Origin of the sequence: Streptomyces sp. CB02400 (genome assembly GCF_001905725.1) — a bacterium.
Classification (GTDB): domain Bacteria; phylum Actinomycetota; class Actinomycetes; order Streptomycetales; family Streptomycetaceae; genus Streptomyces; species Streptomyces atrovirens.
Window position 1 is genome coordinate 44998 of sequence record NZ_LIWB01000004.1, and the last position, 22164, is coordinate 67161.

Consider the following 22164-nt stretch of genomic DNA (forward strand, 5'->3'; position numbering starts at 1 on the left):
CTCAGGCTCCCTTCGCCGTACGGCGTTCGGTCGGCTGCGTCACCCGGTCGAGCATCAGACCCAGGCAGACGATCGCGGCCCCGGCGACCAGGCCGGTCGCCAGGTCGCCCTGGGCGAGGCCGAAGACGACGTCGTAGCCGAGCGCTCCACCGCCGACCAGGCCGCCGATGATGACGACGGCGAGGACCAGGACCACGCCCTGGTTGACGGCGAGCAGCAGCGCCGGGCGGGCCAGCGGGAGCTGGACCTGGCGCAACTGCTGGGCGCTGGTCGCGCCGAGGGAGCGGGCCGATTCCAGGGCGGCCGGGTCGACCTGGCGCAGCCCCTGGGTGGTGATGCGGACGACGGCGGGGAGCGCGTAGACGATCGCGGCGGCGACGGCCGGGGCGCGGCCGACGCCGAACAGGGCGACGACCGGGATCAGGTACACGAACTGCGGCATCGTCTGGAACACGTCGAGCACCGGGCGCAGGAGTCGTTCGAAGCGGTCGCTGCGGGCGGCGGCGATGCCGGTCGCGAAGCCGATGACGAGGGTGACGGCGACGGCCGCGAGGACCTGGGAGAGGGTGTCCAGCGACGGCTTCCACACGCCGAGCACCCCGATGGCGGCCATGGCGAGGACGGCGGTGAGCGCGGTGCGCCAGGTGCCGATCAGCCAGGCCAGGGCGGCGACGATCAGGAGCACCGACCACCAGGGCAGCCACTGCAGGCCGTCGCGGAGGGGGTCGAGGACCCAGGTGGTGAAGCGGCCCGCCCAGTCGGCGGTGCCGCCGATGACGGGCACGCCCGAGTAGAGGTGGCCGGTCATCCACTCGACGGCCCGGTTGACCGGCTCGGCGATGCTCAGGACCCACCCGTCGGGCCACTCCAGGCGGTCCGCGAGACGTCCGGCGACCGCGACGGCCACGGCGGCGATCCCGGCGTACGCCCACAGCGCGCGGGCGTTCGGCGGGGGCGCCTGTCCGAGCCGCGCGCCGGCCGCGCCGGTCACCCGGTCGAGGACGACGGCGAGCAGCACGATCGGGATGCCGGCGGCGAGCGCGGCGCCGACGTCGACCGAGGCCAGCGCCTGGTAGACGCGGTCGCCGAGACCGCCGGCGCCGATCACGGAGGCGATGACGGCCATGGACAGCGCCATCATGATCGTCTGGTTGAGGCCGAGGAGGAGTTCCTTGCGGGCCAGCGGGATGCGGGCGGTCAGCAGGCGCTGGTGGGCGGTGGTCCCGAGCGACTCGACCGCCTCCAGCACCTCCTTGTCGGCGCCGCGCAGCCCGAGCGCGGTGAGGCGGGCCATGGGCGGGGCGGCGTAGACGACGGTGGCCAGGACGGCCGCGGGGACGCCGATGCCGAAGACCAGGACGACGGGGAGGAGGTAGGCGAAGGCCGGGAGGACCTGCATGGTGTCGAGGACCGGGCGCAGGACGCGGTCCATGCGGCCGGAGAGGCCGGCGGCCAGGCCGAGGAGGACACCGACCGCGACGGACGCGGCTACCGCTACGACCATCAGGGCGAGCGTCTGCATCGTCGGCACCCACATGCCGAGCAGGCCGCAGGCGAGGAACGCGGTGGCGGTGCCGAGGGCGAGGCGGAGGCCGGCCGCGCGCCAGGCGATCAGGGCGGATACGGCGGTCACTCCCGCCCAGCCGACGGCGAGGAGGGCGAGGTAGACGGCGCGTACGGCGATGACCACGGCGTTGCTGACGTGGCCGAGGAAGTGGAGGAACAGGGGGTGGGTGTCCCTGTTGTCGATGATCCAGTCGCTGGTTCCGGCGAGGGGGTCGGAGACGTCGATGGTGAGGGCCTCGGGCCAGGTGCCGTTTGCCCAGCGGGCGGCTGCCAGGGGGACGAGGACGGCTGCGAGTACGCCCAGTGTGAGGAGCTTGCGGGCGGCCGGGGTGGTCAGGATGCCCGGCGGTGCGGTTTTACGGGGAGTTGCTGTGAGCGTTGCCATCACACCGGCTCCTCGGTGGTGGTGGCGGGGGTGGGTTTTGGCTCGCGGCGCTTTGCCGGTGCCTCCCCCGCTCTCGGCTTCGCTCGAGCGGGGGGACCCCCATCGCCCACCCGTGCCGCCCCAGCGGCACGACTGCCCGCAGCTGCGGCGGTGCCCGCTACTACGTCCAGCAGTGTGGTCGAGTCGACTATGCCCAGGCAGCGGCCGTCGTCCATGACTCGGGCCGGGGTGCCTGCGCGGGCTACCGCCTCTATGGCTTCCGAGACCGTGGCGTCGGGGCGGAGCGCCGGGCCTGTGGTGGCCTCGTCCGTGGAGGTCGTGGGGCGCATCGCCGTGCGGGCCGTCAGGACCTGTTCGCGGGGGACGTCCCGGACGAAGGCGCGGACGTAGTCGTCGGCGGGTGAGCCGACGATCTCCTCGGGGGTGCCGAGCTGGACCACGCGGCCGTCGCGCATCAGGGCGATGCGGTCGCCGAGCTTCAGGGCTTCCTGGAGGTCGTGGGTGATGAAGACCATCGTGCGGCCCTCCTCGCGGTGCAGCCGCACCACCTCCTCCTGCATGTCCCGCCGGATGAGCGGGTCGAGCGCGCTGAACGGCTCGTCGAAGAGGAGGACTTCGGGGTCCACCGCCAATGCCCGTGCCAGGCCGACGCGCTGGCGCTGGCCGCCGGAGAGCTGGGCGGGTCTGCGCTGCTCCATGCCCTCCAGGCCGACCTTGGCGACCACCTCGGCGGCCCGCTCCCGGCGCTCCGCCTTGCCCATGCCCTGGATCTCCAGGCCGTAGGCCACGTTGTCGAGGACGGTGCGGTGCGGCAGCAGGCCGAAGTGCTGGAAGACCATCGCGGCGCGGTGCCGGCGCAGTTCGCGCAGCCGGGCCTTGTCCATGGCACGGACGTCCTCGCCGTCGATGGCGATGGTGCCGGCGGTCGGCTCGATCAGCCGGGTCAGACAGCGCACCAGTGTGGACTTGCCCGAGCCGGACAGGCCCATGACGACGAAGACCTCGCCCTTGCGGACGTCGAAGCTCACGTCCCGCACGGCGGCGGTGCAGCCGGTGCGGGAGCGCAGCTCGGCCGGGTCCAGGGCGGTGAGTCCGGGGTCGCCGGGGACGCGGTCGGCCTTCGGTCCGAAGACCTTCCACAGGCCGTCGACGGAGAAGACGGGGGTGCCGGTGGCGGTACTCATCACGCGTCACCGCCGATCAGGTCGACGGCGCGCTCACCGACCATCAGGACCCCGATCATCGGGTTCACGGCGGTCATGGTCGGGAAGACGGAGGCGTCCGCGATCCGGATGCCCTCCAGGCCACGGACCTTCAGCTCGGGGTCGACGACGGCCTGTTCGTCGTTCACCGCGCCCATGCGGCAGGTGCCCGCCGGGTGGTAGACGGTGTGCGCGACCTTGCGGGCGTACTCGCCGAGCTCCTCGTCGCCGGTGACGTCCGGTCCGGGGGCGACCTCGCGCCTGAGCCAGTTGGCGAGGGGTTCGGTCCTGGCGATCTCGCGGGCGATGCGGATGCCGTCGACGAGGGTGCGGCCGTCGTAGTCGTCCTCGTCGGTGAAGTACCGGAAGTCCAGGGCCGGCTTCACGGACGGGTCGGCGCTGGTGAGGTACAGCCGGCCCCGGCTCTTCGGCTTGGGGATGTTGGGGGTCATCGACACGCCGTACGGCGGACGCTCGTACCCCAGTCGCTCCGGGTTGTCCGTGAACGGGATCTGGTAGAAGTGGAACATCAGGTCGGGGCCCGCGTGTTCGGGGTCGCGGCGCACGAACAGGCCGGCGTCGGAGTCCATCGCGGAGTTCTCCGGGATGGGCCCGTTCGTCTCCCAGACGATCACCGACTCGGGGTGGTCGAGCAGGTTCTCGCCGACGCCGGGCAGGTCGTGCGCCACGGGTATGCCGAGTGCCTCCAGGTCGGCCCTCGGACCGATGCCGGAGTGCAGCAGCAGCCGGGGCGAGTCGACGGCGCCGGCGCACAGCACGACCTCGTTCCGCGCCCTGACGAGGATCTCCTCGCCGTCCTTGGTGCGCACGTGGACGCCCTCGGCGCGGGTGCCGTTCAGCTCCAGCCGGTACGCCCAGGTCTCCAGCATGATCGTGAGGTTGGGGCGCTCGTCCATCACCGGGTGCAGATACGCCACCGACGCCGACGAGCGCTTGTTGTTCTCCGGGTGGTAGGCGAGGTCGAAGAAGCCGACGCCCTCGTCGAACGGCTTCTTGTTGAAGCCCTCGACCCGGGGGACCTCGAGGGCCGTCCGCGCCGCGTCGACGAAGTCGCGGGCGATGGCGTTCCGGTCCTTCTCGTCGACCGGGACGATGTTGTTCTTGAGCCGGGCGTAGTACGCCTCCATCGGCACCGCGCCCCAGCCCTTGGCTCCCGCCCGCTCCCACTCGTCCCAGTCGGACGGCAGCGGTTTGAACGCGATGAGCGTGTTGTGCGAGGAGCAGCCGCCCAGGACGCGGGCGCGGCTGTGCCGGATGTGCGAGTTGCCGCGCGGCTGTTCGGTGGTCGGGTAGTCGTAGTCCAGCTCGCCGCCGAGCAGGCCCATCCAGCGGCGCAGGGTCAGCACGTCGTCGCGGCCGACGTCGCTGGGGCCGCCCTCGATGACGGCGACGGTGACGTCCGGGTTCTCGGTCAGCCGGGAGGCGATGACGGAGCCTGCGGTGCCGCCGCCTATGACGACGTAGTCGTATGCGTGATCGTGTTCGTGGGTGTGAGCGGGCATCCGGGTGGTACTCCTCCGGGGATCGGGGACAGGTGGGTGGAGTGCGGCTTCGGGGAAGGGCGGCGGGGTGCGGGCACCGCCCGGTGGTCCGTGGTTCAGCCCGCGAACCAGCGCACCGGCCTGGGCGCCAGGTTCTGGTAGACGTGCTTGGTCTCGCGGTACTCGGCGAGGCCGGCCGGGCCGAGTTCGCGGCCCACTCCGCTCTTGCCGAAGCCGCCCCACTCCGCCTGCGGGAGGTAGGGGTGGAAGTCGTTGATCCACACGGTGCCGTGGCGCAGCCGTCCGGCCACCCGGCGGGCGCGGCCCGCGTCGGCGGTCCACACGGCGCCGGCCAGCCCGTACTCGGTGTCGTTGGCGAGCGCGACGGCCTCCTCCTCGGTGCGGAAGGTCTCGACGGTGAGGACCGGTCCGAAGACCTCCTCGCGTACGACCTTCATCTCGCGGTGGCAGCGGTCGAGGACGGTCGGCTCGTAGAAGTAGCCGTTCCCGGGGCGCTCGGCGGACGGCGCGGGCCGCTTGCCGCCGGAGCGGAGCACCGCGCCCTCCTTGAGCGCGGACTCGACGTACGCCTCGACCTTCGCGCGCTGCTGCTCGGAGACGAGCGGGCCGCACTCGACGCCGTCCTCGGTGCCCCGGCCGAGCCTGATCCGCTCGGCGCGGCGGGCGAGTTCGGTGACGAAGCGGTCCCTGACCGACTCCTCGACGATGAGCCGCGCGCCCGCCGAGCAGACCTGGCCGCTGTGGATGAAGGCGGCGTTGAGGGCCTGGTCGACGGCGGTGTCGAAGCCCTCGTCGGTGGCGCAGGCGTCGGCGAAGACGACGTTGGGGTTCTTGCCGCCGAGTTCGAGGGCGACCTTCTTGACGCCGGGGGCGGCGGCCTGGGCGACCTTGGTGCCGCTGACCAGGCCGCCGGTGAAGGAGACCAGGTCGACGTCGGGGTGCTCGGCGAGCCGGGCGCCGACGGTGTGGCCGGGGCCGGTGACGAGGTTGGCGGCCCCGGCGGGCAGTCCGGCCTCGGTCAGCAGGTCGATGAGGGCGATCGTGGTCAGCGGGGTGATCTCACTGGGCTTGACCACGAAGGTGTTGCCGGCCGCGAGCGCGGGGGCGATCTTCCAACTGGCCTGGAGCAGCGGGTAGTTCCAGGGTGTGATCAGCGCGCAGACGCCGACCGGCTCGTGCACGACGACGCTGTGGATGTCGGGCGAGCCCGCGTCGACGACCCGTCCGGGGGCCTCGGCGGCGACCAGGTCGGCGAAGTAGCGGAAGGCGTCGGCGACACAGTCGATGTCGACGCGCCCCTCCTCCACGGTCTTGCCCGCGTCCCGGCTCTCCAGCAGACCGAGCTTCTCCCGGTCCCGTACGAGCAGGTCGGCGACGCGGCGCAGCAGCGCGGCCCGTTCGGCGACGGGGGTGTGCGGCCACGGGCCCTCGTCGAAGGCGCGGCGGGCGGCGGCCACCGCGAGGTCGGTGTCCTTCTCGTCGCCCTCCGCGACCACGGCGAACGGCAGGGCGTCCGCGGGGTCGAGGATCTCGCGCGTGGCCCCCGAGACGGCCGCCCGCCACTCGCCCCCCGCGTGGATGGTGTCGCGCACCCGAAGTTCTGTACTGTCCGCCATGATCGGTCCGTTGCCTTCCGTTCCTGTTCAGCACCCGTGAGTCGCACAGGTGTCGTCCACGGGACCGGGTGCTCCTGCCCTTGAGTCCCGTATGCATGCGGAATCGAAGGCCGGAAGTGCGCCGCGTCACTGAAAGCAAGGGCGGAACGGAAGAAATCGCCCACCTTGTGGGCGGGCGGTCACTGTGTGTCGGTGCCGCAGGGGGCGTCCGGCGGGCAGAAGTGGCCGAGGGCCGTCCGCAGCAGCTCGCGCTCGTCGTCACGGCCGTCCGCGTCGGCCCCGTACGCGGCGAACGTGCAGATCCCGCCGCTCAGCGGCACGCCCACCGCCCAGAGCCCGATGACGGCGGTGGACCACAGCAGTTCCTGGCGCCGGGCCCGCAGGGCGTGGGCGAGGAAGCGGGCCGCGTCGAAGCCGGACGACGGGGCGACGACCCGCTGTTCGTCGAGGTGCAGCTCCTCGATGACGCGGTCCCGGTACTCGGAGTCCTGGTAGGTCCCCGCGCACAGCAGCCGGGTGGCCTCGCTGGCGTGCGGCGGTACGGGCGGCGGTTCCGGAGGTGGAGGCGCCGGGGCGTTGGTGCGGTGCGGCTGTGGCGGCACGTAGGCGGTACTCATGCCGATCCCCCGAGTGCGTATGGGTCTGTGGTGACCACTGAGCCGAAAGGGCATCAGCATAGAGGGCGCTTTACAGGGAGGGAAACCGGAATGTCAATATCCCGATCATGTGAAATGCGTCAATCTTTGGCCATGGACCGCCGGGTTCCCGGCCGGACGAACGCGGCGGGCCCCGCACCGGCACAACCGGTACGGGGCCCGAAACCCTGGAGCGGGTCGGATCAGATGAGGCCGAGGCCGCGGACCGCCTCGCGCTCCTCCTCGAGCTCCTTGACGGAGGCGTCGATGCGGGCGCGGGAGAACTCGTTGATCTCCAGGCCCTGGACGATCTCGTACTTGCCGTCCTTCACGGTGACCGGGAAGGACGAGATCAGGCCCTCCGGTACGCCGTAGGAGCCGTCCGACGGGATGCCCATGGAGGCCCAGTCGCCGTCGGCGGTGCCGTTGACCCAGGTGTACACGTGGTCGATGGCGGCGTTGGCGGCGGAGGCGGCCGACGAGGCGCCACGGGCCTCGATGATCGCGGCGCCGCGCTTGGCGACGGTCGGGATGAAGTCCTCGGCCAGCCACTTCTCGTCGTTCACGACCTCGGCGGCGTTCTTGCCGGCGACCGTGGCGTGGAAGATGTCGGGGTACTGGGTGGCGGAGTGGTTGCCCCAGATCGTCAGCTTCTTGATCTCGGAGACCGGGACGCCGGTCTTCTTCGAGAGCTGGGTCAGCGCGCGGTTGTGGTCCAGGCGGGTCATGGCGGTGAACCGCTCGGCGGGTACGTCCGGGGCGGCGGCCTGGGCGATCAGGGCGTTGGTGTTGGCCGGGTTGCCGACGACCAGGACCTTGATGTCGTCCGCGGCGTGGGCGTTGATGGCCTGGCCCTGCGGCTTGAAGATGCCGCCGTTGGCCTCGAGGAGGTCACCGCGCTCCATGCCCTTGGTGCGCGGGCGGGCGCCCACGAGGAGGCCGACGTTGGCGCCGTCGAAGGCCACGTTCGGGTCGTCCGTGATGTCGATGCCCTGGAGGAGCGGGAACGCGCAGTCGTCCAGCTCCATGGCCGTGCCCTCGGCGGCCTTGAGCGCCGGGGTGATCTCCAGCAGGCGCAGCTTGACCGGCACGTCCGCGCCGAGCAGCTGGCCGGAGGCGATGCGGAAGAGCAGGGCGTAACCGATCTGGCCGGCCGCGCCGGTGACGGTGACGTTCACGGGAGTGCGGGTCATGGCGTTCTCCGTATGACAGCTGGCGGTGGGGCGGTCCCTGCCCCGGGGTGCGGGATCCCGCTCCGGCTCGTGACCGGCGTCCACCACGATGATCGATCATCGGTTCGGATGATCGATCTCTTGGCGTCAAGAGAGATCCAGCGGTCAGGCTATCGCGCATCCACGGGCGCGGACGGCCGGGCTCCCTGTGGCCCGCCCCACAGAGTGACGGCCCGGGTACGCGGGTAGCCGAGCGGGCACGAGAAGGGCGGCCGCTCCGTCCGGGAGAGGTGGGGGCGGGGCGGCCGCCGTCGGGGACCGATCGTGCCGGACTCCCGTGGGGGTACTTTCCGCGTGCCCGCCTTTCGTCACACCATGCACATCCCCACATTTCCCCCACATATACGAACCCGTATGGACCCGTACGGGCCCGTACATGTGGCGTGCCGAGCCATGTGCGGGTACTGGCGGGTGCTACTCGGTGCAGCCCTTCTCACCGGTGGCGGCCAGTACGGCACAGGCCTTCGCGTCCGTCGCGTCCTTCACCGGCACCATCGGGGTGTACGTGACCGTGTCGCCGGCCGCGGTGATGCTGTCGCTCTGCTTCGACGCGCCCGCGCTGATCTCGACCTTGTCCCCCTGCGTGCCCTGCGTGATGCGTCCCCAGGCCGCGGCGCAGGTCTTGCTGTAGCGGACCTCCACCGTGGTGGCGCCGACGGCCGCGGTCCGCGTGGTGGTCACCAGGTCGCCGCTGCACCCCATGGCCTCGGCGTCCTTGCCCGCGCAACTGTCGCCGCTGCACTTCACGCCGGGGGGCAGGTCGACACTGGCGGTGGCGGTGGGCGAGGGGGACTTCTGGGTCTCGTCCTTCTTCTTGTCGCCCTCGGTGCTGGTGACGTAGAACGCGGCGGCGACCACCACCAGCGCTCCCACCGCTCCGGCGATGAACGTCGACGTCCGCCGCTTGCCGCCGGAACGGCCCGGTCCGCCCTGACCGCCCTGGCCGGACGCGCCCGGGGGCGGTGCGCCGTACGTCCCGGAGGCGCCCGGCGTGCGCCCGCCCGTCGCGGGCCCGGAGCCGCGGTGGCCCGCCCGCGGTGAGTCGGCCGGTGCGGCGACCCCCCAGGAGTTCGTCCCGGCCGAACCGCCCCGCGCGCCGTTCTCCCGTACGCCGCCGGTGGCGTCGCGCACCTCCGAGGCGGTCGGCTGCGGCGGCACGCTCGGCGCGACCCCGGCCGGTCCCGCGACACCCGGACGGACCGCGGCTCCACCCTTGCGGGCGGATCCGCCGCCCGAACCGGAGGACGGACCGGCGAACTCGCTGAGCGCGGCGCGCGCCTGCGAGATCCTGATCGCCTCCATCGTCATGTCGTGACGCATCTCCGAGCGGCTCCAGGCGCGCTCGGCGAGCTCCCACATGGTGGTGAGGTGCATCGGGTTGGTCCCGGTGACCTCGGCCAGAGCCACGATCGCGCCCTTGGGCGCGAGCAGCCGGCCGTTCAGATAACGCTCCCAGGACGTCTTGCTGTAGCCCGTGCGGTCGGAGACCGACGCGACGCTCAGGCCACTGCGGTCCACGACTCGCCTGAGCTGGCTCGTGAACTCCCTGATCTGCGGATCGAGTTCATCCGGCAAGGCCTTCCAACGAGGCATTGCTTCCCCCCTCTTCCCCCCGGTTGGTGCTGGTTGTTCCCTCGCGCATGGTGCCCCTTGCCGAGTCCCCGTTGTGGATACCCACGAGGATGCTGCCAGGCAGGGTCTCAGTTCCCGGGGCGGGGGCGCACGGGAGCGTCGGGGCCGCGGGCAGGCATCGTCGCGCGCCTACTCACTCGCGGTCCAGTGTCCCATCGGTCGCCCCCTCGACCGAACGGAACCCGGCACAAGCGCACGGAGCGTCCGGCCCGCCCCGTTGCCTTCACGCTAGCCCGCCGTCCCCCCACTTCGACGCACAACGACAAACTTGTCAATACATCGACACACTCCGCGATCCGCGGGCAGTCGTGCCTCCCCCAGTGCCTCAAGGGCCTGGGAGGCACCCCCAGGGCGGCACGGGTGGGCGGTGGGGGTACCTCCCGCTCATGGGGGTACCTCCCGCTCATGGGGGCACCTCCCGCTCGAGCGAAGCCGAGAGTGGGGGAGAAGCCGAGAGTGGGGGAGGCACCCCTCGAACGCCGGGCCGCGCAAACACCCCCCGCCCAGCACCGACGCCGGCCGCCCGCGCAGCGACATCGCAAGCCTGTACGGGGATTCCGGAGACCGTAGCGGAACGGTCACTTCCGTGCCACAGCCCCCGGACAGCCGTTGAACAGGCCCTTCACGGTGCAGGAACGTAGTTCCCGGCGGCGGCCCGTCCTCTCACGGGGGTGCGGACGGGCCGCCGCTCACAAAACTCGGACTAACTGTCGACCGTGAAGTGCAGCGTGTCCTTCAGGAACGGAATCTCCAGCAGCGGTTTCGGCTGCACCATCAGCGCCAGCATCACGATCACCAGCCCCAGCCCCCCGTACGTCACGATGTCCGTGAAACGGGAACGCACCGCGAGCATCCCCACGTCCCGCACCAGCCACCGCAGCACGGCCCCGGCCACCAGCGCCACGCCGACCAGCAGCGTGCCCAGCCGGAACTGGTCCAGCGCGGTCAGCAGCAGCCCCGCTCCGACCGCGAGCAGCACGGAGAGGATCGGCCACTGACGGGCGGGCGCGGGCGCGTCGCCGGGGGCGGCCCTGCCCCCGCCCTCGGGCCGCGCGGTGTCCCTGGTGAACAGGGGGAACCGCCGGGTGGTGCGGCGCGGCCTGCCCTCGGCGTCGGGCGCGCTGACGGGATCACGGACCGTGATGTCCTCGGTCCGCTCCTCGGCTCGTTCCTCGGCCTGCCCCTCGGCCCGCTCCTCGGAGACGTCCGGGGTCTTCCGCTCAGCCGACACTGCGCTCCGCCGCCTCGACCACGTTGACCAGCAGCTGGGCCCGGGTCATCGGGCCGACACCGCCGGGGTTCGGAGCGACCCAGCCCGCCACCTCGGCCACGCCCGGGTGGACGTCGCCCAGGATCTTGCCCTCGGCGCTGCGGGAGACACCGACGTCGAGGACGGCCGCGCCCGGCTTGACGTCCTCGGGACGGATCAGATGGGCGCTGCCCGCGGCGGCCACGATGATGTCCGCGCGCCGGAGGTGGGCCGAAAGATCACGCGTGCCGGTGTGGCACTGGGTCACCGTGGCGTTCTCGCTGCGCCGGGTCAGCAGCAGGGGCATCGGGCGGCCGATGGTCACACCGCGCCCGACGACCACGACCTCGGCGCCCTTGATCTCCACGCCGTGGCGGCGCAGCAGGGTGATGATGCCGTTGGGGGTGCAGGGCAGGGGGGCCGGCTCGTTGAGGACGAGACGGCCGAGGTTCATCGGGTGGAGGCCGTCGGCGTCCTTGCCCGGGTCCATCAGTTCGAGGATGCGGTTCTCGTCGATGCCCTTGGGCAGCGGAAGCTGGACGATGTAACCGGTGCAGGCGGGGTCCTCGTTCAGCTCGCGGACGACCGCCTCGATCTCCTCCTGCGTGGCCGTGCCCGGCAGTTCGCGCTGGATGGAGGCGATGCCCACCTGGGCGCAGTCGCGGTGCTTTCCGGCGACGTACTTCTGGCTGCCGGGGTCCTCCCCGACGAGGATCGTGCCGAGGCCGGGCGTGACGCCCTTCTCCTTCAGCGCCGCCACGCGGGCGGTCAGATCGGACTTGATCTCGGCTGCGGTGGCCTTGCCATCGAGAATCTGGGCGGTCATGCCCCCATCCTCGCGGATGACCGGGCCCCGGTTCCAATCCGCCCGCATTGCGGGCGGCCACGGCACCCTCTCACCACGTATCACCCGTTTCCGGCCAAGATCGTGATGTTGCACTTGCACAACACATACGGCTTACGCCTGGACAAGGAAAGGAACGGTCAAGAACGATGAGGACACAGTGCCGCGGGCAGAACCGGGGGGACGGACCGCATCTGTAGAACTTCCTCCGCGCCGAGTCTCGCGTCGTCCCCGCACCTGAAGCGCAACGGAGGAAGAACCGCCATGAGTTTCGGCGACCCGAACAACCCCTATGGTGCCCCGCAGGGTCAGCCGCCCGGCTACGGCCACCCTCAGCAGCAGCCCGGCCAGCCCGCCTACGGCTACCCCTCGGCCCCGCCCATGCAGCCCTACGGCCAGCCCGCCCCGCCGGTGATCATGCCCGGCAGCGTCAAGGCCGCGCGCGTGATGCTGTACGTACTCGGCGGCTTCCAGGCGCTCGGCGGCGTGCTGATGGTGGCCGCCAGTGCCTGGTTCGCGGACTACTTCGAGGACATCCTCTCCTCCGAACCGAACGTCTCCGCCGAGGACGTGGACACCGCCGCCAGCATCGGCGCCGGCATCATGATCGCGCTCGGTGTCATCGTGCTGGCGTTCGCGTTCTGGGCGATCTTCACGGCCGCCAAGTTCTCCAAGGGCCGCGGCGGCGTGCGCGTCTCCGCCATCATCTACGCCTCGCTGGTCACGCTGTTCAGCGTCATCAGCCTGCTCGGCGCCAACGTCTTCGCGCTGATCAGCCTGGTGCTCGGCATCCTGATCATCGTGTTCTGCGCCAACAAGAACGGCGGCTTCTGGTTCAACCGCCCGCAGTACTGAGCCGGCTCCGACCGCCGCGCACCAGGGCCGTGTCCCACCCGCACGAGGGGGACACGGCCCTGGTGCGTCCGGGGCCACCGGCTCAGACCGGCGTGCCCGCGGAGTCCTCGTCCGCCTTCCGCAGGGCGGCACGCAGCACGGAGGCGCCCGTGGGGGTGAGGGTGTGCAGGACGGACGGGCCGTTGCGGACCGTGGTGACGAGTCCCGCGTCGCGCAGCGCGGTGGCGTGTCTGCTGGCGGCGGAGGCCGAGACCCCGGCGGCGCGGGCGATCTCACCGGTCGTGGCGCCGCCGGACGCGGCGTGCAGGGCGACCGCGCGGGCCCGCCCGAGCAGGTTCGTCAGGGACCGCCCGGGGTCGTCGGCGCTCGGGGAGCGGGCCCCGGGCTCGTGCAGCAGCGAGTACCAGAGCACGGGCGGCAGCCCCGGGTCGGCGTAGGCGACCGGCTCGCCCCAGTTGAAGTACGAGGGGACCAGCGTGAGCCCACGGCCGTTCAGGTACAGGTCCCGGTCCGCCGTCTGCCGGGGGTAGGTGACCTCCAGGACGGGCGGACGCCAGCGCAGCAGGGGCCCGAGTCCGGCGAGCATGCCCTCCACCCCGCCGTCGAGCAGTCCCCGGCAGCGTGCGGCCCGCTCGGCCTCGATACGTGCCTGGACCTGCTCCCGGTGGGGGACGATGACGGTCTCGTGGTACGCGCGCAGCGCCCCCACCAACTCCTTGCGCGCCCTGTGCTCGGCCAGTCGCCCGCTCCACGCGGGTGCTCCGACGGTCCGGTCGAGGATGCCCATCTCCGCCATGACCCGTTCCGGGGGCGTGGCCAGTATCGACTCCAGTCCCGCGTCCAGACCGTTCACGGCGTCGACCGGGGTGAGGAAGTCCGGGAAGTACGCGGCCCTCGGGTACAGGGGCAGCAGGACACTCCGCAGGGTCCGCTCCAGCCCCTTCTCCCGCATCTGTTCCCGTGCGCTGCGGTACCACCCGGCGTAGGCCCACCGCCCCCTCCGGGACTGGAACCGGTGCAGACTCGCGGCGATCTCGAAGAGCGGGTCGGGAGCGGAGGCGAGCCGGGTCCTGGCCAGATCCACGTCGGTGAAGTGAATGCGGAGCATGTCGTTCCCCCAGTCGAGTCCGGATCCTGCTCTACGGCGCACCAGCGGTCGCCCGGCGCGGGTCGGCCGGACGATCGTAGGAAGCCGGGATCAGGATCCGATAAACGGGGGATGAACGGGCGTGCGGCCGGGACGCGGGCGCGTTGTCCTTGCCCGCATTCCCTGGACAAAGAGTGCGACTCTCCGAGATTCGGCACCCTTCTCCCAGAAGAAAGGTCCTCTTCGTTTTCCGGAGAGAACGAAAGGGCCACCTGTGCAGTGGAGAGCACACCCTGTCGAATTCATGCTCGCAGTCCGCCCGCGACCAATCAACACACTTGACACTCACCGCAAAAGCCCAGCTCACAAGGCATACGCGGGGGTACGGACGGGAAAGTCAGGCCGCCGAACGCCCCTGGCATCGCTTACCCTTCCTTCCAATGGACTGGGGAAAGTCGACCCCGAGAAATCGGGGAAGGGGGAACGACTCCATGTACAGCGTCATTGTCGTGCCGCCGTCGAACGGCATCGGGGACGGACAGATAAGACTGGGCGCGGGTGAACGCGTCGAGTTCGGTCGGGCCCGGCGGCGGAACGGCCTCGCCATCGCGCACGAGGGAGTGCCCCGGATCGCCGGGGAGATCACCGCGCACCGCACGTTCTGGCTGCTGAGCAACCTCAGCGAGGACCAGACCTATGTGGTGGAGAATCCGGAGGGCGCCGGTGAGCACATCAAGGTCGCACCGGGCCGTGTGGACGCGCCCGTGCCGTTCGAATTCTCCCGGGTGACCCTGCCCGCCGCGGGCGACCTGCTCTCCTTCGACGTCTGGGCACCGCGGCACACCTTCCGCAGCGTGGAGCGCAGCGGGCTCGCGGGATCCGCCACCGTGCCGGCGTTCGCCCTGGACCGCACCAAACGGTACTTCGCGGTGCTGGCCGTCCTGTGCGAGCGCCGCCTGCGGGGTGAACCGAGTGCCCCGCTGCCCGCGGTCGAGGAGATCGTGGAGCGGCTGCGCCCCAGCTGGCCCAAGGTCACCCGCTCCGCCGTCTACTGGAACATCGACTACCTGGCCGTCAAACTGCGCCTGCGGCCCGGCCCCGACGAGGCCGAGCCCGGACGTCGCGTGCACGGCAAGAAGGAGTCGCTGGTCTCCCTGGCGCTCCGCTTCGACCTCGTCCGCGAGGACGACCTCGTGGTGCTCACCCCGGTCCCGAGCGGGGCACCGCGGTGACCGGGCGGCCGTACGCGACTCCGGTCCCCAAGGGCTACCGCCTCGGCGCGTGGGAGGTGCGCGAACCGCTCGCGTCCGGCGCGTTCGCCACGGTCTACCACGCGGTCCGGCACACCGCGGACGGGGGCGGACTACCGCGCCGGGCGGCGCTGAAGTTCCTCCCGACCGGCACCCGCGCCCCCCGCCAACCGCACCACCTGCGCGATCTGGCCGAACGCGAGGTGCGGTTGCTGCGCCGGCTCCGCTCCCCGCGGCTGATCCGGATGTACGACACCCTGACGGTCGACGACCCAGGCCGGCCGGAGCTGGACGGCGCCACGGTCCTGGTCCTGGAGCGGGCCGAGGAGTCCCTGGACGCCGTGCTGGACCGGAGCCCGGTCCCGGAGGCCGGAGCCGCCCTGCTGGCCCAGATCTGCGAGGGCCTGCACCAGCTCCATCACGCGGGCTGGGTGCACGGGGACCTGAAACCGGCCAACGTCCTGCTGATGGCGGACGGTTCGGCACGGCTCGCCGACTTCAACACGGCCGCCGAACTGGAGGGCACCCACGCCTACGCCCCCGCGTTCGCCACCCCGGACTACACCCCGCCCGAACTCCTCTGGCCCGAGATCGACGAGCGGGGCACACGGGTCCGTCCGTCGGCCGACATCTGGGCCTTCGGTGTGCTGGCCCACGTCGTCCTCACGGGTTCGTTCCCGTTCCCTGGCGGCACCACGGAGGCGCGCGACGACGCGGCGCTGCGCTACGTCCGCGGCACGGAGGAGCTGCGGCTGTCTCCCGGACTCCCGGAGAAGTGGCGGGAGATCGTACGGGACTGTCTGGCCCCCACCCACGAAGGCCGCGCCGCGGACACCGCGGCGCTGCTGCGTCGCGTGGAGCGGGCCGCGGGCACCGCACACCCGCCCCGCCCTCCCCGGCTGAAGCTCCGGCGGTGGCGGCGCCTCGCGGCACTGGTGACGGTCCTCTCCGCGCTGGAACTCGCGGGCTCCGGCGTGGCGTACACGGCCCTGCGGGACGAGGCCCCGGCGGCCCACACCCCGCCCACCTGCGAGAAGCCGGCGGTGTTCAAGGACCCCGCCCACGGCCTCGGCTACACGGCGGGCCAGAACGGCACCTGGGACTTCACCATCGAGCAGGGCGACGGTGGCGGCCAGGTCCGAGAGGTCCAGTGCCTCCTCGGACACCTGCACGGCTTCACGGAAGCCGGTGACGTCCACGGCGACTTCGGACCGCGGACCCACCGAGCCGTCGTCACCTTCCAGGAGCGGGCCGGGCTGGCAGCGGACGGAACGGTGGACCCGGCCACGTGGCGCGCCCTGCGCAAGGCGCGCTAGTTCCCGAGGGACGCGACGAAGCGGTTCCAGGCGTCCGCCGTGAAGAGCAGGGCGGGGCCCTGGGGGTTCTTGGAGTCGCGGACGGGGGTGAGGCCGGGGAGATCGTCGGCGACTTCGAGGCAGTCGGCACCATCGCTGTTGCTGTAACTGCTCTTACGCCAAGAGACGGAGCTCAGATCAGGCTTGCTGCTGGGCTTCATGTCCGTAGGTCCTCGCTGCTTGTTCGATCAACGCCAGGGACGCGTCAGGTGGGAGTGCAACGGCCCTGAGCCGATCGTACGACCTTCGGTAACCCTTCACGGAGGCCGGATAGTCGACGATCTGCCCGTCGTGATTCCCCTCCGTCCACACGACGGGCGGAGCATCTGCAAAGGTCATGATCTTCGCCATGCCGTGGATGAGCGGATGCCAGGCCCTGGTTTCCGGGACGACCTGCAGAACGCTCTGGGTAGTCCGCATCACGTCGAGGATGTGCTCCAATTGCTCGGCCATCTCCGCAGGTGACAGCGACGTCCTCTGGATGACCGACTCGCGCACGATTCCCCAGTAGTCCGGCCGGTCCGGGCGTTTCCACAGCTCCGCACGTGCAATCCGCGCGCGAACCCGTTCTTCGACCGTCGCGGGCGGCAGATGTGGCGCCTCATGCCGAAGCAGCCCTCTGAAGTACGCCTCGGTCTGGAGCAAACCGGGGATGACGTTGGGAGCCCACTCCTCGAGTGTCTCCGCCTGCTTCTCCAGTTCGGGCACATCGGCGAAGTACAGCGGGTGCCCGATGCCTCGCGCCCTGGCCGCGTCTTCACACCGACGCTGGAAGAACCCATCCGTGCCCAGCCGTTCGTCCACATGCCTGGCGAGGTCCATCGGCATCCGCCGCTCACCCCGCTCGATCTGGCTCAGGAACGAGAGACCCCGGAAACTGTCCCTCGCCAACTGCTCCAGCGTCAGCCCCGCCTGCTCCCGCTTGTAGCGCAACTCGGCGCCGTAGAAGCAGGGGACGCTCGTCGACGCGTCGGGATCCTTGCGTGCGGGCACAACCCACCACCCCCGTTTGCCGGTTACCGTGCGCAACCCGAACACCTTTCACGGTACGCGGCGTGACGTCACTCTGTGAGTGGTTCATCACAGAACGCACAGGTCGCAGAAAGGCGCACGGCATGCACCACCACCACGACGACGGCACGGAAACCCGTGTCGAACAACTCCGCACCGCGCTGGAAGCGCACGGCATCACACTCCCCTCCCCCACCGTGGACCTGCCGACCTTCGCAGGCGCGTACGCCGGACAGACGCTCATCCCCCTCGGCAACTGCAACGAGGAGACCGCCCGCGCCCTGACCGCCGCCCTGCGCAAGGCGGCCGGCCGGTGACCGAACCGCTCACGCTCGAACTGCTCGCGCTGCCCAAGGCCGTACCCGAGGTTCGTCGGGTGGTCCGCGAACACCTCGGCGCACCCTGCCCCGAGGTCCAGCTCTGCGTCAGCGAGCTGCTGACCAACGTGATCGACCACGTCGGCGAGGGCACGCCGGTGATCCTCCGTCTGATCCGCACGGCGGACGGCCGTACCCGCGTGGAACTCACCGATTCCGACCAGCACGCCTGGCTCGTCGCACGCAGACCGGACGAGGACGACGAGACCGGCCGCGGTCTGCTGCTGCTCGACGCGCTCGCACGGCGCTGGGGTGTGTGGCTGACGCCTGTGGGCAAGACGGTGTGGTGCGAGTTGCGGGGAGACGCGCCCGGATACACGGGTGGTTCCGCCCCGCACACCTGAAACTTTGCAGGTACCTCCGATCGCCTGTTCCGCCCAGCATGGTCACGGCGAAACACCAGTGCCACCGGACCAACGGGGAAGGAACCTCCATGAACCTCCGTACGACACGCACTCGCCTGGGCGCCGCGGCCGTCGCCGCGCTCGCCGCCGGTGCTCTGGCCGTGGGCGCCTCGCCCGCCTCCGCCTCGGCCTCCAGCGGATACGTCAGCGGCGCCGGTACGTACACCGACGACTTCGGCGACGAGGGCCTCCTGTCCACGTCCTCGCACAACAGCTCGAACGCCACCTGCCTGTGGCAGATCATTCTCCTGGCGGAGGGCGCCAACGAGTCGGACGGCACCGACTTCGACATGTCGGACATCGACGGCCACTTCGGCCCCAACACGCAGCACGCCACCAAGCGGCTGCAGGTGAGCTGGGGACTCGCCGACTCGTTCAGCGACGCGGACGGCAAGGTCGGCCCGAACACCTTCGGCTACGCCGACAGCAAGCTGCGCTACCTGGGGGGCAGCACGGCCTCGGGCGGGAACCTGCACGTCCGTTACCAGGGGGCGAAGTACTACTTCGACGTCTACCGGACAGACGGAAAGTACCGGATCTACCACAACGGCGCGTGGCACACCACGAGCTACACCTCCAACACCTGCGACTGATCCGGGCGGACGGCCCTGTGCGGCCCGGCCCGACGGTCCGGCGGCACGGAGACATCCAGTACGGCGGGGCCCGGCATCAGCCGATCGGCTGATGCCGGGCCCCGCCGTGTCCCCCGACGGCAAGCGTCACGGTCCGAGGGTGTTCCGGCAATGACGGTGCGTCAGGACTGCCTGTATCCGGCAGTGATCTCCGGTCCGGGGTGGTGAAAGGATGTTCGGGACGGCAGTCGCCGTCTTCCGTGAAAGCCCTTACCGAACAGGCAGGTTCACGCATGAGACTGACCCGCGGTGTTCTGGCGGTGGCCGCCACTGCGCTCACGCCGGCCCTCCTTCTCACCGGTCCGGCGTTCGCCGCGGACTCGGTGCCGGCTCCTGTCGCCGCCACAGCGGCGGCCGGCACCGACGACCCCGGTACGCCGGTGGACGAGATGTCAGAGCACGAGCTCCGCGCCGCCATCCTCACGATCCTCGGCAAGCCCTACGCGGGCAAGCGCGTCACACGGGACGCCAACGCGGCCCTGGACGGCACCCTGGAGGACATGCGGACGTTCCTGAAGACCGGCTACCGGCTCGCGCAGTACGAAGACGACAAGGTCGCCCTCTTCACCATCCTCGGCAAGCCCTACGCCGGAAAGCGCGTCAAGCAGGAGATCTACGCACTCCTCGACGCACCCACCCCCGAAAAGCTCCGCACCTGGCTGGACACCGGCTACCGGCTCGCGCAGTACGAAGACGACAAGGTCGCCCTCTTCACCATCCTCGGCAAGCCCTACGCCGGAAAGCGCGTCAAGCAGGAGATCTACGCACTCCTCGACGCACCCACCCCCGAAAAGCTCCGCACCTGGCTGGAGACCGGCTACCGGCTCGCGCAGGCCGAGGACGACCGCGTGGCCGTCGCGCGGATGCTGGCCGATCCGGACATCAGCGACGCCCTCCGCGCGGCCGCGGAAGAGGTCATCGACGGTACGCCGGAGGAGCTGCGGTACTTCCTGGAGACCGGCCAGTACGAGGTGGACGAGTAGGACACCTCCGCCCGGCCGCTCGCACGAGCGGCCGGGCGGACGGAGCCTCAGTGGAAGAAGTGGCGCGTGCCCGTGAAGTACATCGTCACGCCCGCCTTCTTCGCGGCCTCGACGACCAGTTCGTCGCGGACCGAGCCGCCGGGCTGGACCACGGCCTTCACTCCGGCCTCGGTGAGGATCTCCAGGCCGTCGGGGAACGGGAAGAACGCGTCCGAGGCGGCGTAGGAACCGGCCGCGCGCTCGGCGCCCGCCCGCTCCACCGCCAGCTTCGCGGAGTCGACGCGGTTGACCTGGCCCATGCCGACGCCGACGGAGGCGCCGTCCTTGGCGAGCAGGATCGCGTTGGACTTCACCGCGCGGCACGCCTTCCAGGCGAAGGCGAGGTCGGCCAGCTCCGCCTCGGTCAGGGCCTCGCCGGTGGCCAGCGTCCAGGTGGCGGGGTCGTCGCCCTCGGCCTGGAGGCGGTCGGTGACCTGGAGCAGGGCGCCGCCGTCGATCGGCTTGACCTCGACCGGGGCGGAGGGGGCCTCGGGGGCGCGCAGGACGCGGATGTTCTTCTTCTTGGTGAGGGCGTCGAGGGCGCCCTCCTCGTAGTCCGGCGCGACGATGACCTCGGTGAAGATCTCCGCGACCTGCTCGGCCATCTCCTTGGACACCGGACGGTTGACCGCGATCACACCGCCGTACGCGGAGACCGGGTCGCAGGCGTGCGCCTTGCGGTGCGCCTCGGCGACGTCCGCGCCGGTCGCGATGCCGCAGGGGTTGGCGTGCTTGATGATCGCGACGGCCGGGATGTCGTGGTCGTACGCGGCACGGAGGGCGGCGTCCGTGTCCGTGTAGTTGTTGTACGACATCTCCTTGCCGTGCAGCTGCTCCGCCTCGGCGAGGCCGCCCGTGCCCGAGACGTAGAGCGCTGCGGGCTGGTGCGGGTTCTCTCCGTAGCGCAGGGTGTTCTTGCGCTCCCAGGTGGCGCCGAGGAAGTCGGGGAACTGCGAGTCGTCCACCGGGGCGTAGGACGAGGCGAACCAGGATGCCACCGCCACGTCGTACGCGGCCGTGTGCTGGAAGGCCTCCGCGGCGAGCCGCTTGCGGGTGGTGAGGTCGAAGCCGCCGTCCTGGACCGCGGCGAGGACGTCGCCGTAGCGGGCGGGGCTGGTCACGACGGCGACCGAGGGGTGGTTCTTGGCGGCGGCGCGCACCATCGACGGGCCGCCGATGTCGATCTGCTCCACGCACTCGTCGGGCGTGGCGCCCGAGGCGACGGTCTCGCGGAACGGGTAGAGGTTCACGACGACGAGGTCGAACGGCTCCACGCCCAGCTCGGCGAGCTGCCGCTGGTGGTCCTCCAGGCGCAGGTCGGCGAGGATGCCGGCGTGGACCTTCGGGTGCAGGGTCTTGACGCGGCCGTCTAGGCACTCGGGGAAGCCGGTGAGCTCCTCGACCTTGGTGACGGGGACGCCCGCGGCGGCGATCTTCGCGGCGGTGGACCCGGTGGAGACGAGCTCCACGCCGGCCTCGTGCAGGCCGCGCGCGAGGTCCTCGAGGCCGGTCTTGTCGTAGACGGAGACGAGCGCCCGTCGGATGGCCCGCTTGTTGCTCTCGGCGGTCACTGGATAACTACCTTTCGTCCCTCAATGCGGTAGCCGTTGCGGGCGAGGAGCCCCACGACCTCGACGAGCAGCCTTCGCTCGACGTCCTTGATGCGCTCGTGCAGAGCGCTCTCGTCGTCCTCGTCCCGGACCTCCACCACGCCCTGCGCGATGATCGGTCCGGTGTCGACGCCGTCGTCGACGAAGTGGACGGTGCAGCCGGTGACCTTGGCGCCGTACGCGAGTGCGTCCCGTACGCCGTGGGCTCCGGGGAAACTGGGCAGCAGGGCGGGGTGGGTGTTGACGAACCGCCCGCCGAAGCGCGCGAGGAACTCCTTCCCCACGATCTTCATGAACCCCGCGGACACCACGAGGTCGGGTTCGTGGGCGGCGACGGCCTCGGCGAGCGCCGCGTCCCACTCCTCGCGGGTCGGGTGGTCCTTGACCTTGCACACGAAGGTCGGCAGCCCGGCGCGCTCGGCGCGGGCCAGCCCCTCGATGCCCTCGCGGTCGGCGCCGACGGCCACGACCTCGGCCCCGTACGCCTCGGCGCCGGTGGCGGCGATCTCGTCGAGGAGCGCCTGGAGGTTGGTGCCGGATCCGGAGACCAGCACGACGAGACGCCTGGCGCGCTCGGCCACGGGCTTGGCGGCCACGGTGGGGCCCTTTCTCGGGGAGCGTCTGTACGGTCGGCGGCACAGCGCTTTGTATATTCCTACGAATGCTTCGCGTCCCCG

The 22164-nt window shown here is 71.1% G+C and carries 20 protein-coding genes and 1 pseudogene; 7 read left to right on the top strand and 14 right to left on the bottom strand.

Features of this window, described 5'->3' with window-relative positions; all coding sequences use genetic code 11:
- Nucleotide 1 precedes the first annotated feature (1 nt).
- From AMK33_RS11130 to AMK33_RS11170, 9 genes and pseudogenes are all read right to left on the bottom strand, one after another.
- Nucleotides 2-1951, bottom strand: a complete 1950-nt coding sequence (locus AMK33_RS11130; protein WP_073932648.1) for an ABC transporter permease — start codon at nt 1949-1951, stop codon at nt 2-4.
- Nucleotides 1951-3135, bottom strand: coding sequence for a quaternary amine ABC transporter ATP-binding protein (locus AMK33_RS11135; RefSeq protein WP_073932649.1), 1185 nt, complete (start codon nt 3133-3135; stop codon nt 1951-1953). The genes AMK33_RS11130 and AMK33_RS11135 overlap by 1 nt, the downstream gene beginning before the upstream one ends.
- Nucleotides 3135-4676 carry a GMC family oxidoreductase gene (locus tag AMK33_RS11140; protein ID WP_073932650.1) on the bottom strand — a complete coding sequence of 514 codons (1542 nt, stop codon included), beginning with the start codon at nt 4674-4676 and terminating at the stop codon, nt 3135-3137. The genes AMK33_RS11135 and AMK33_RS11140 overlap by 1 nt, the downstream gene beginning before the upstream one ends.
- 95 nt (nt 4677-4771) lie before the next feature.
- Nucleotides 4772-6292, bottom strand: a complete 1521-nt coding sequence (locus AMK33_RS11145) for an aldehyde dehydrogenase family protein (RefSeq protein ID WP_073932651.1) — start codon at nt 6290-6292, stop codon at nt 4772-4774.
- Between the two features lie 299 nt (nt 6293-6591).
- Nucleotides 6592-6909, bottom strand: a pseudogene (locus tag AMK33_RS11150) (hypothetical protein); the annotation flags it as partial.
- 221 nt (nt 6910-7130) lie between these two features.
- Entirely contained in the window at nt 7131-8120 is a 990-nt protein-coding gene (locus AMK33_RS11155) for a malate dehydrogenase (RefSeq protein ID WP_073932652.1), read from the bottom strand.
- Between the two features lie 453 nt (nt 8121-8573).
- Entirely contained in the window at nt 8574-9752 is a 1179-nt protein-coding gene (locus AMK33_RS11160) for a helix-turn-helix domain-containing protein (RefSeq protein ID WP_079194817.1), read from the bottom strand.
- Between the two features lie 742 nt (nt 9753-10494).
- On the bottom strand, nt 10495-11022 hold the full coding sequence (locus AMK33_RS11165; protein WP_073932654.1) for a DUF3017 domain-containing protein: 528 nt from the start codon (nt 11020-11022) through the stop codon (nt 10495-10497).
- Nucleotides 11012-11866: a bifunctional methylenetetrahydrofolate dehydrogenase/methenyltetrahydrofolate cyclohydrolase gene (locus tag AMK33_RS11170; RefSeq protein ID WP_073932655.1), complete on the bottom strand. Its 855-nt coding sequence runs from the start codon at nt 11864-11866 to the stop codon at nt 11012-11014. Before AMK33_RS11170 ends, AMK33_RS11165 begins: the two co-directional genes overlap by 11 nt.
- Before the next feature lie 282 nt (nt 11867-12148).
- On the opposite strand from AMK33_RS11170, the gene AMK33_RS11175 reads away from it, so the two are divergent.
- Entirely contained in the window at nt 12149-12739 is a 591-nt protein-coding gene (locus AMK33_RS11175; protein ID WP_073932656.1) for a proline-rich domain-containing protein, read from the top strand.
- A gap of 82 nt (nt 12740-12821) precedes the next feature.
- On the opposite strand, the gene AMK33_RS11180 is transcribed toward AMK33_RS11175, so the two are convergent.
- Entirely contained in the window at nt 12822-13847 is a 1026-nt protein-coding gene (locus AMK33_RS11180; RefSeq protein WP_073932657.1) for a MarR family transcriptional regulator, read from the bottom strand.
- Nucleotides 13848-14317: 470 nt separating this feature from the next.
- Here AMK33_RS11180 and AMK33_RS11185 point away from each other — a divergent pair, with 470 nt between their 5' ends.
- Together AMK33_RS11185 and AMK33_RS11190 are read left to right on the top strand one after the other, a co-directional pair.
- Nucleotides 14318-15058 carry a hypothetical protein gene (locus AMK33_RS11185; RefSeq protein ID WP_073932658.1) on the top strand — a complete coding sequence of 247 codons (741 nt, stop codon included), beginning with the start codon at nt 14318-14320 and terminating at the stop codon, nt 15056-15058.
- Nucleotides 15055-16392: a serine/threonine protein kinase gene (locus tag AMK33_RS11190; RefSeq protein WP_073932659.1), complete on the top strand. Its 1338-nt coding sequence runs from the start codon at nt 15055-15057 to the stop codon at nt 16390-16392. Before AMK33_RS11185 ends, AMK33_RS11190 begins: the two co-directional genes overlap by 4 nt.
- On the opposite strand, the gene AMK33_RS11195 is transcribed toward AMK33_RS11190, so the two are convergent.
- Complete coding sequence (locus tag AMK33_RS11195; RefSeq protein WP_073932660.1) at nt 16389-16592, bottom strand: DUF397 domain-containing protein; 204 nt, start codon at nt 16590-16592, stop codon at nt 16389-16391. The two genes, AMK33_RS11190 and AMK33_RS11195, sit on opposite strands and share 4 nt — an antisense overlap.
- Nucleotides 16570-17424: a helix-turn-helix domain-containing protein gene (locus AMK33_RS11200; RefSeq protein WP_201263013.1), complete on the bottom strand. Its 855-nt coding sequence runs from the start codon at nt 17422-17424 to the stop codon at nt 16570-16572. Before AMK33_RS11200 ends, AMK33_RS11195 begins: the two co-directional genes overlap by 23 nt.
- A 122-nt stretch (nt 17425-17546) precedes the next feature.
- Here AMK33_RS11200 and AMK33_RS11205 point away from each other — a divergent pair, with 122 nt between their 5' ends.
- The 4 genes from AMK33_RS11205 to AMK33_RS11220 all read left to right on the top strand — a co-directional run bounded on the left by AMK33_RS11205 (nt 17547) and on the right by AMK33_RS11220 (nt 19838).
- Nucleotides 17547-17759, top strand: a complete 213-nt coding sequence (locus AMK33_RS11205) for a hypothetical protein (RefSeq protein ID WP_073932661.1) — start codon at nt 17547-17549, stop codon at nt 17757-17759.
- Nucleotides 17756-18163 (top strand): ATP-binding protein, encoded by a 408-nt coding sequence (locus tag AMK33_RS11210; RefSeq protein ID WP_073932662.1) that lies wholly within the window; start codon nt 17756-17758, stop codon nt 18161-18163. The genes AMK33_RS11205 and AMK33_RS11210 overlap by 4 nt, the downstream gene beginning before the upstream one ends.
- An 89-nt stretch (nt 18164-18252) precedes the next feature.
- The gene (locus AMK33_RS11215; protein WP_073932663.1) at nt 18253-18816 is read left to right on the top strand and encodes a peptidoglycan-binding domain-containing protein; all 564 of its coding nucleotides are present in this window, start codon (nt 18253-18255) and stop codon (nt 18814-18816) included.
- A gap of 272 nt (nt 18817-19088) precedes the next feature.
- Nucleotides 19089-19838 (top strand): ALF repeat-containing protein, encoded by a 750-nt coding sequence (locus tag AMK33_RS11220; RefSeq protein ID WP_073932664.1) that lies wholly within the window; start codon nt 19089-19091, stop codon nt 19836-19838.
- Nucleotides 19839-19885: 47 nt separating this feature from the next.
- Here AMK33_RS11220 and purH read toward each other — a convergent pair whose 3' ends face one another.
- Both purH and purN read right to left on the bottom strand, forming a co-directional pair.
- Nucleotides 19886-21448, bottom strand: coding sequence for a bifunctional phosphoribosylaminoimidazolecarboxamide formyltransferase/IMP cyclohydrolase (gene purH, locus AMK33_RS11225; RefSeq protein ID WP_073932665.1), 1563 nt, complete (start codon nt 21446-21448; stop codon nt 19886-19888).
- Nucleotides 21445-22083, bottom strand: a complete 639-nt coding sequence (gene purN, locus AMK33_RS11230; RefSeq protein WP_073932666.1) for a phosphoribosylglycinamide formyltransferase — start codon at nt 22081-22083, stop codon at nt 21445-21447. The genes purH and purN overlap by 4 nt, the downstream gene beginning before the upstream one ends.
- Between the last annotated feature and the right edge of the window lie 81 nt (nt 22084-22164).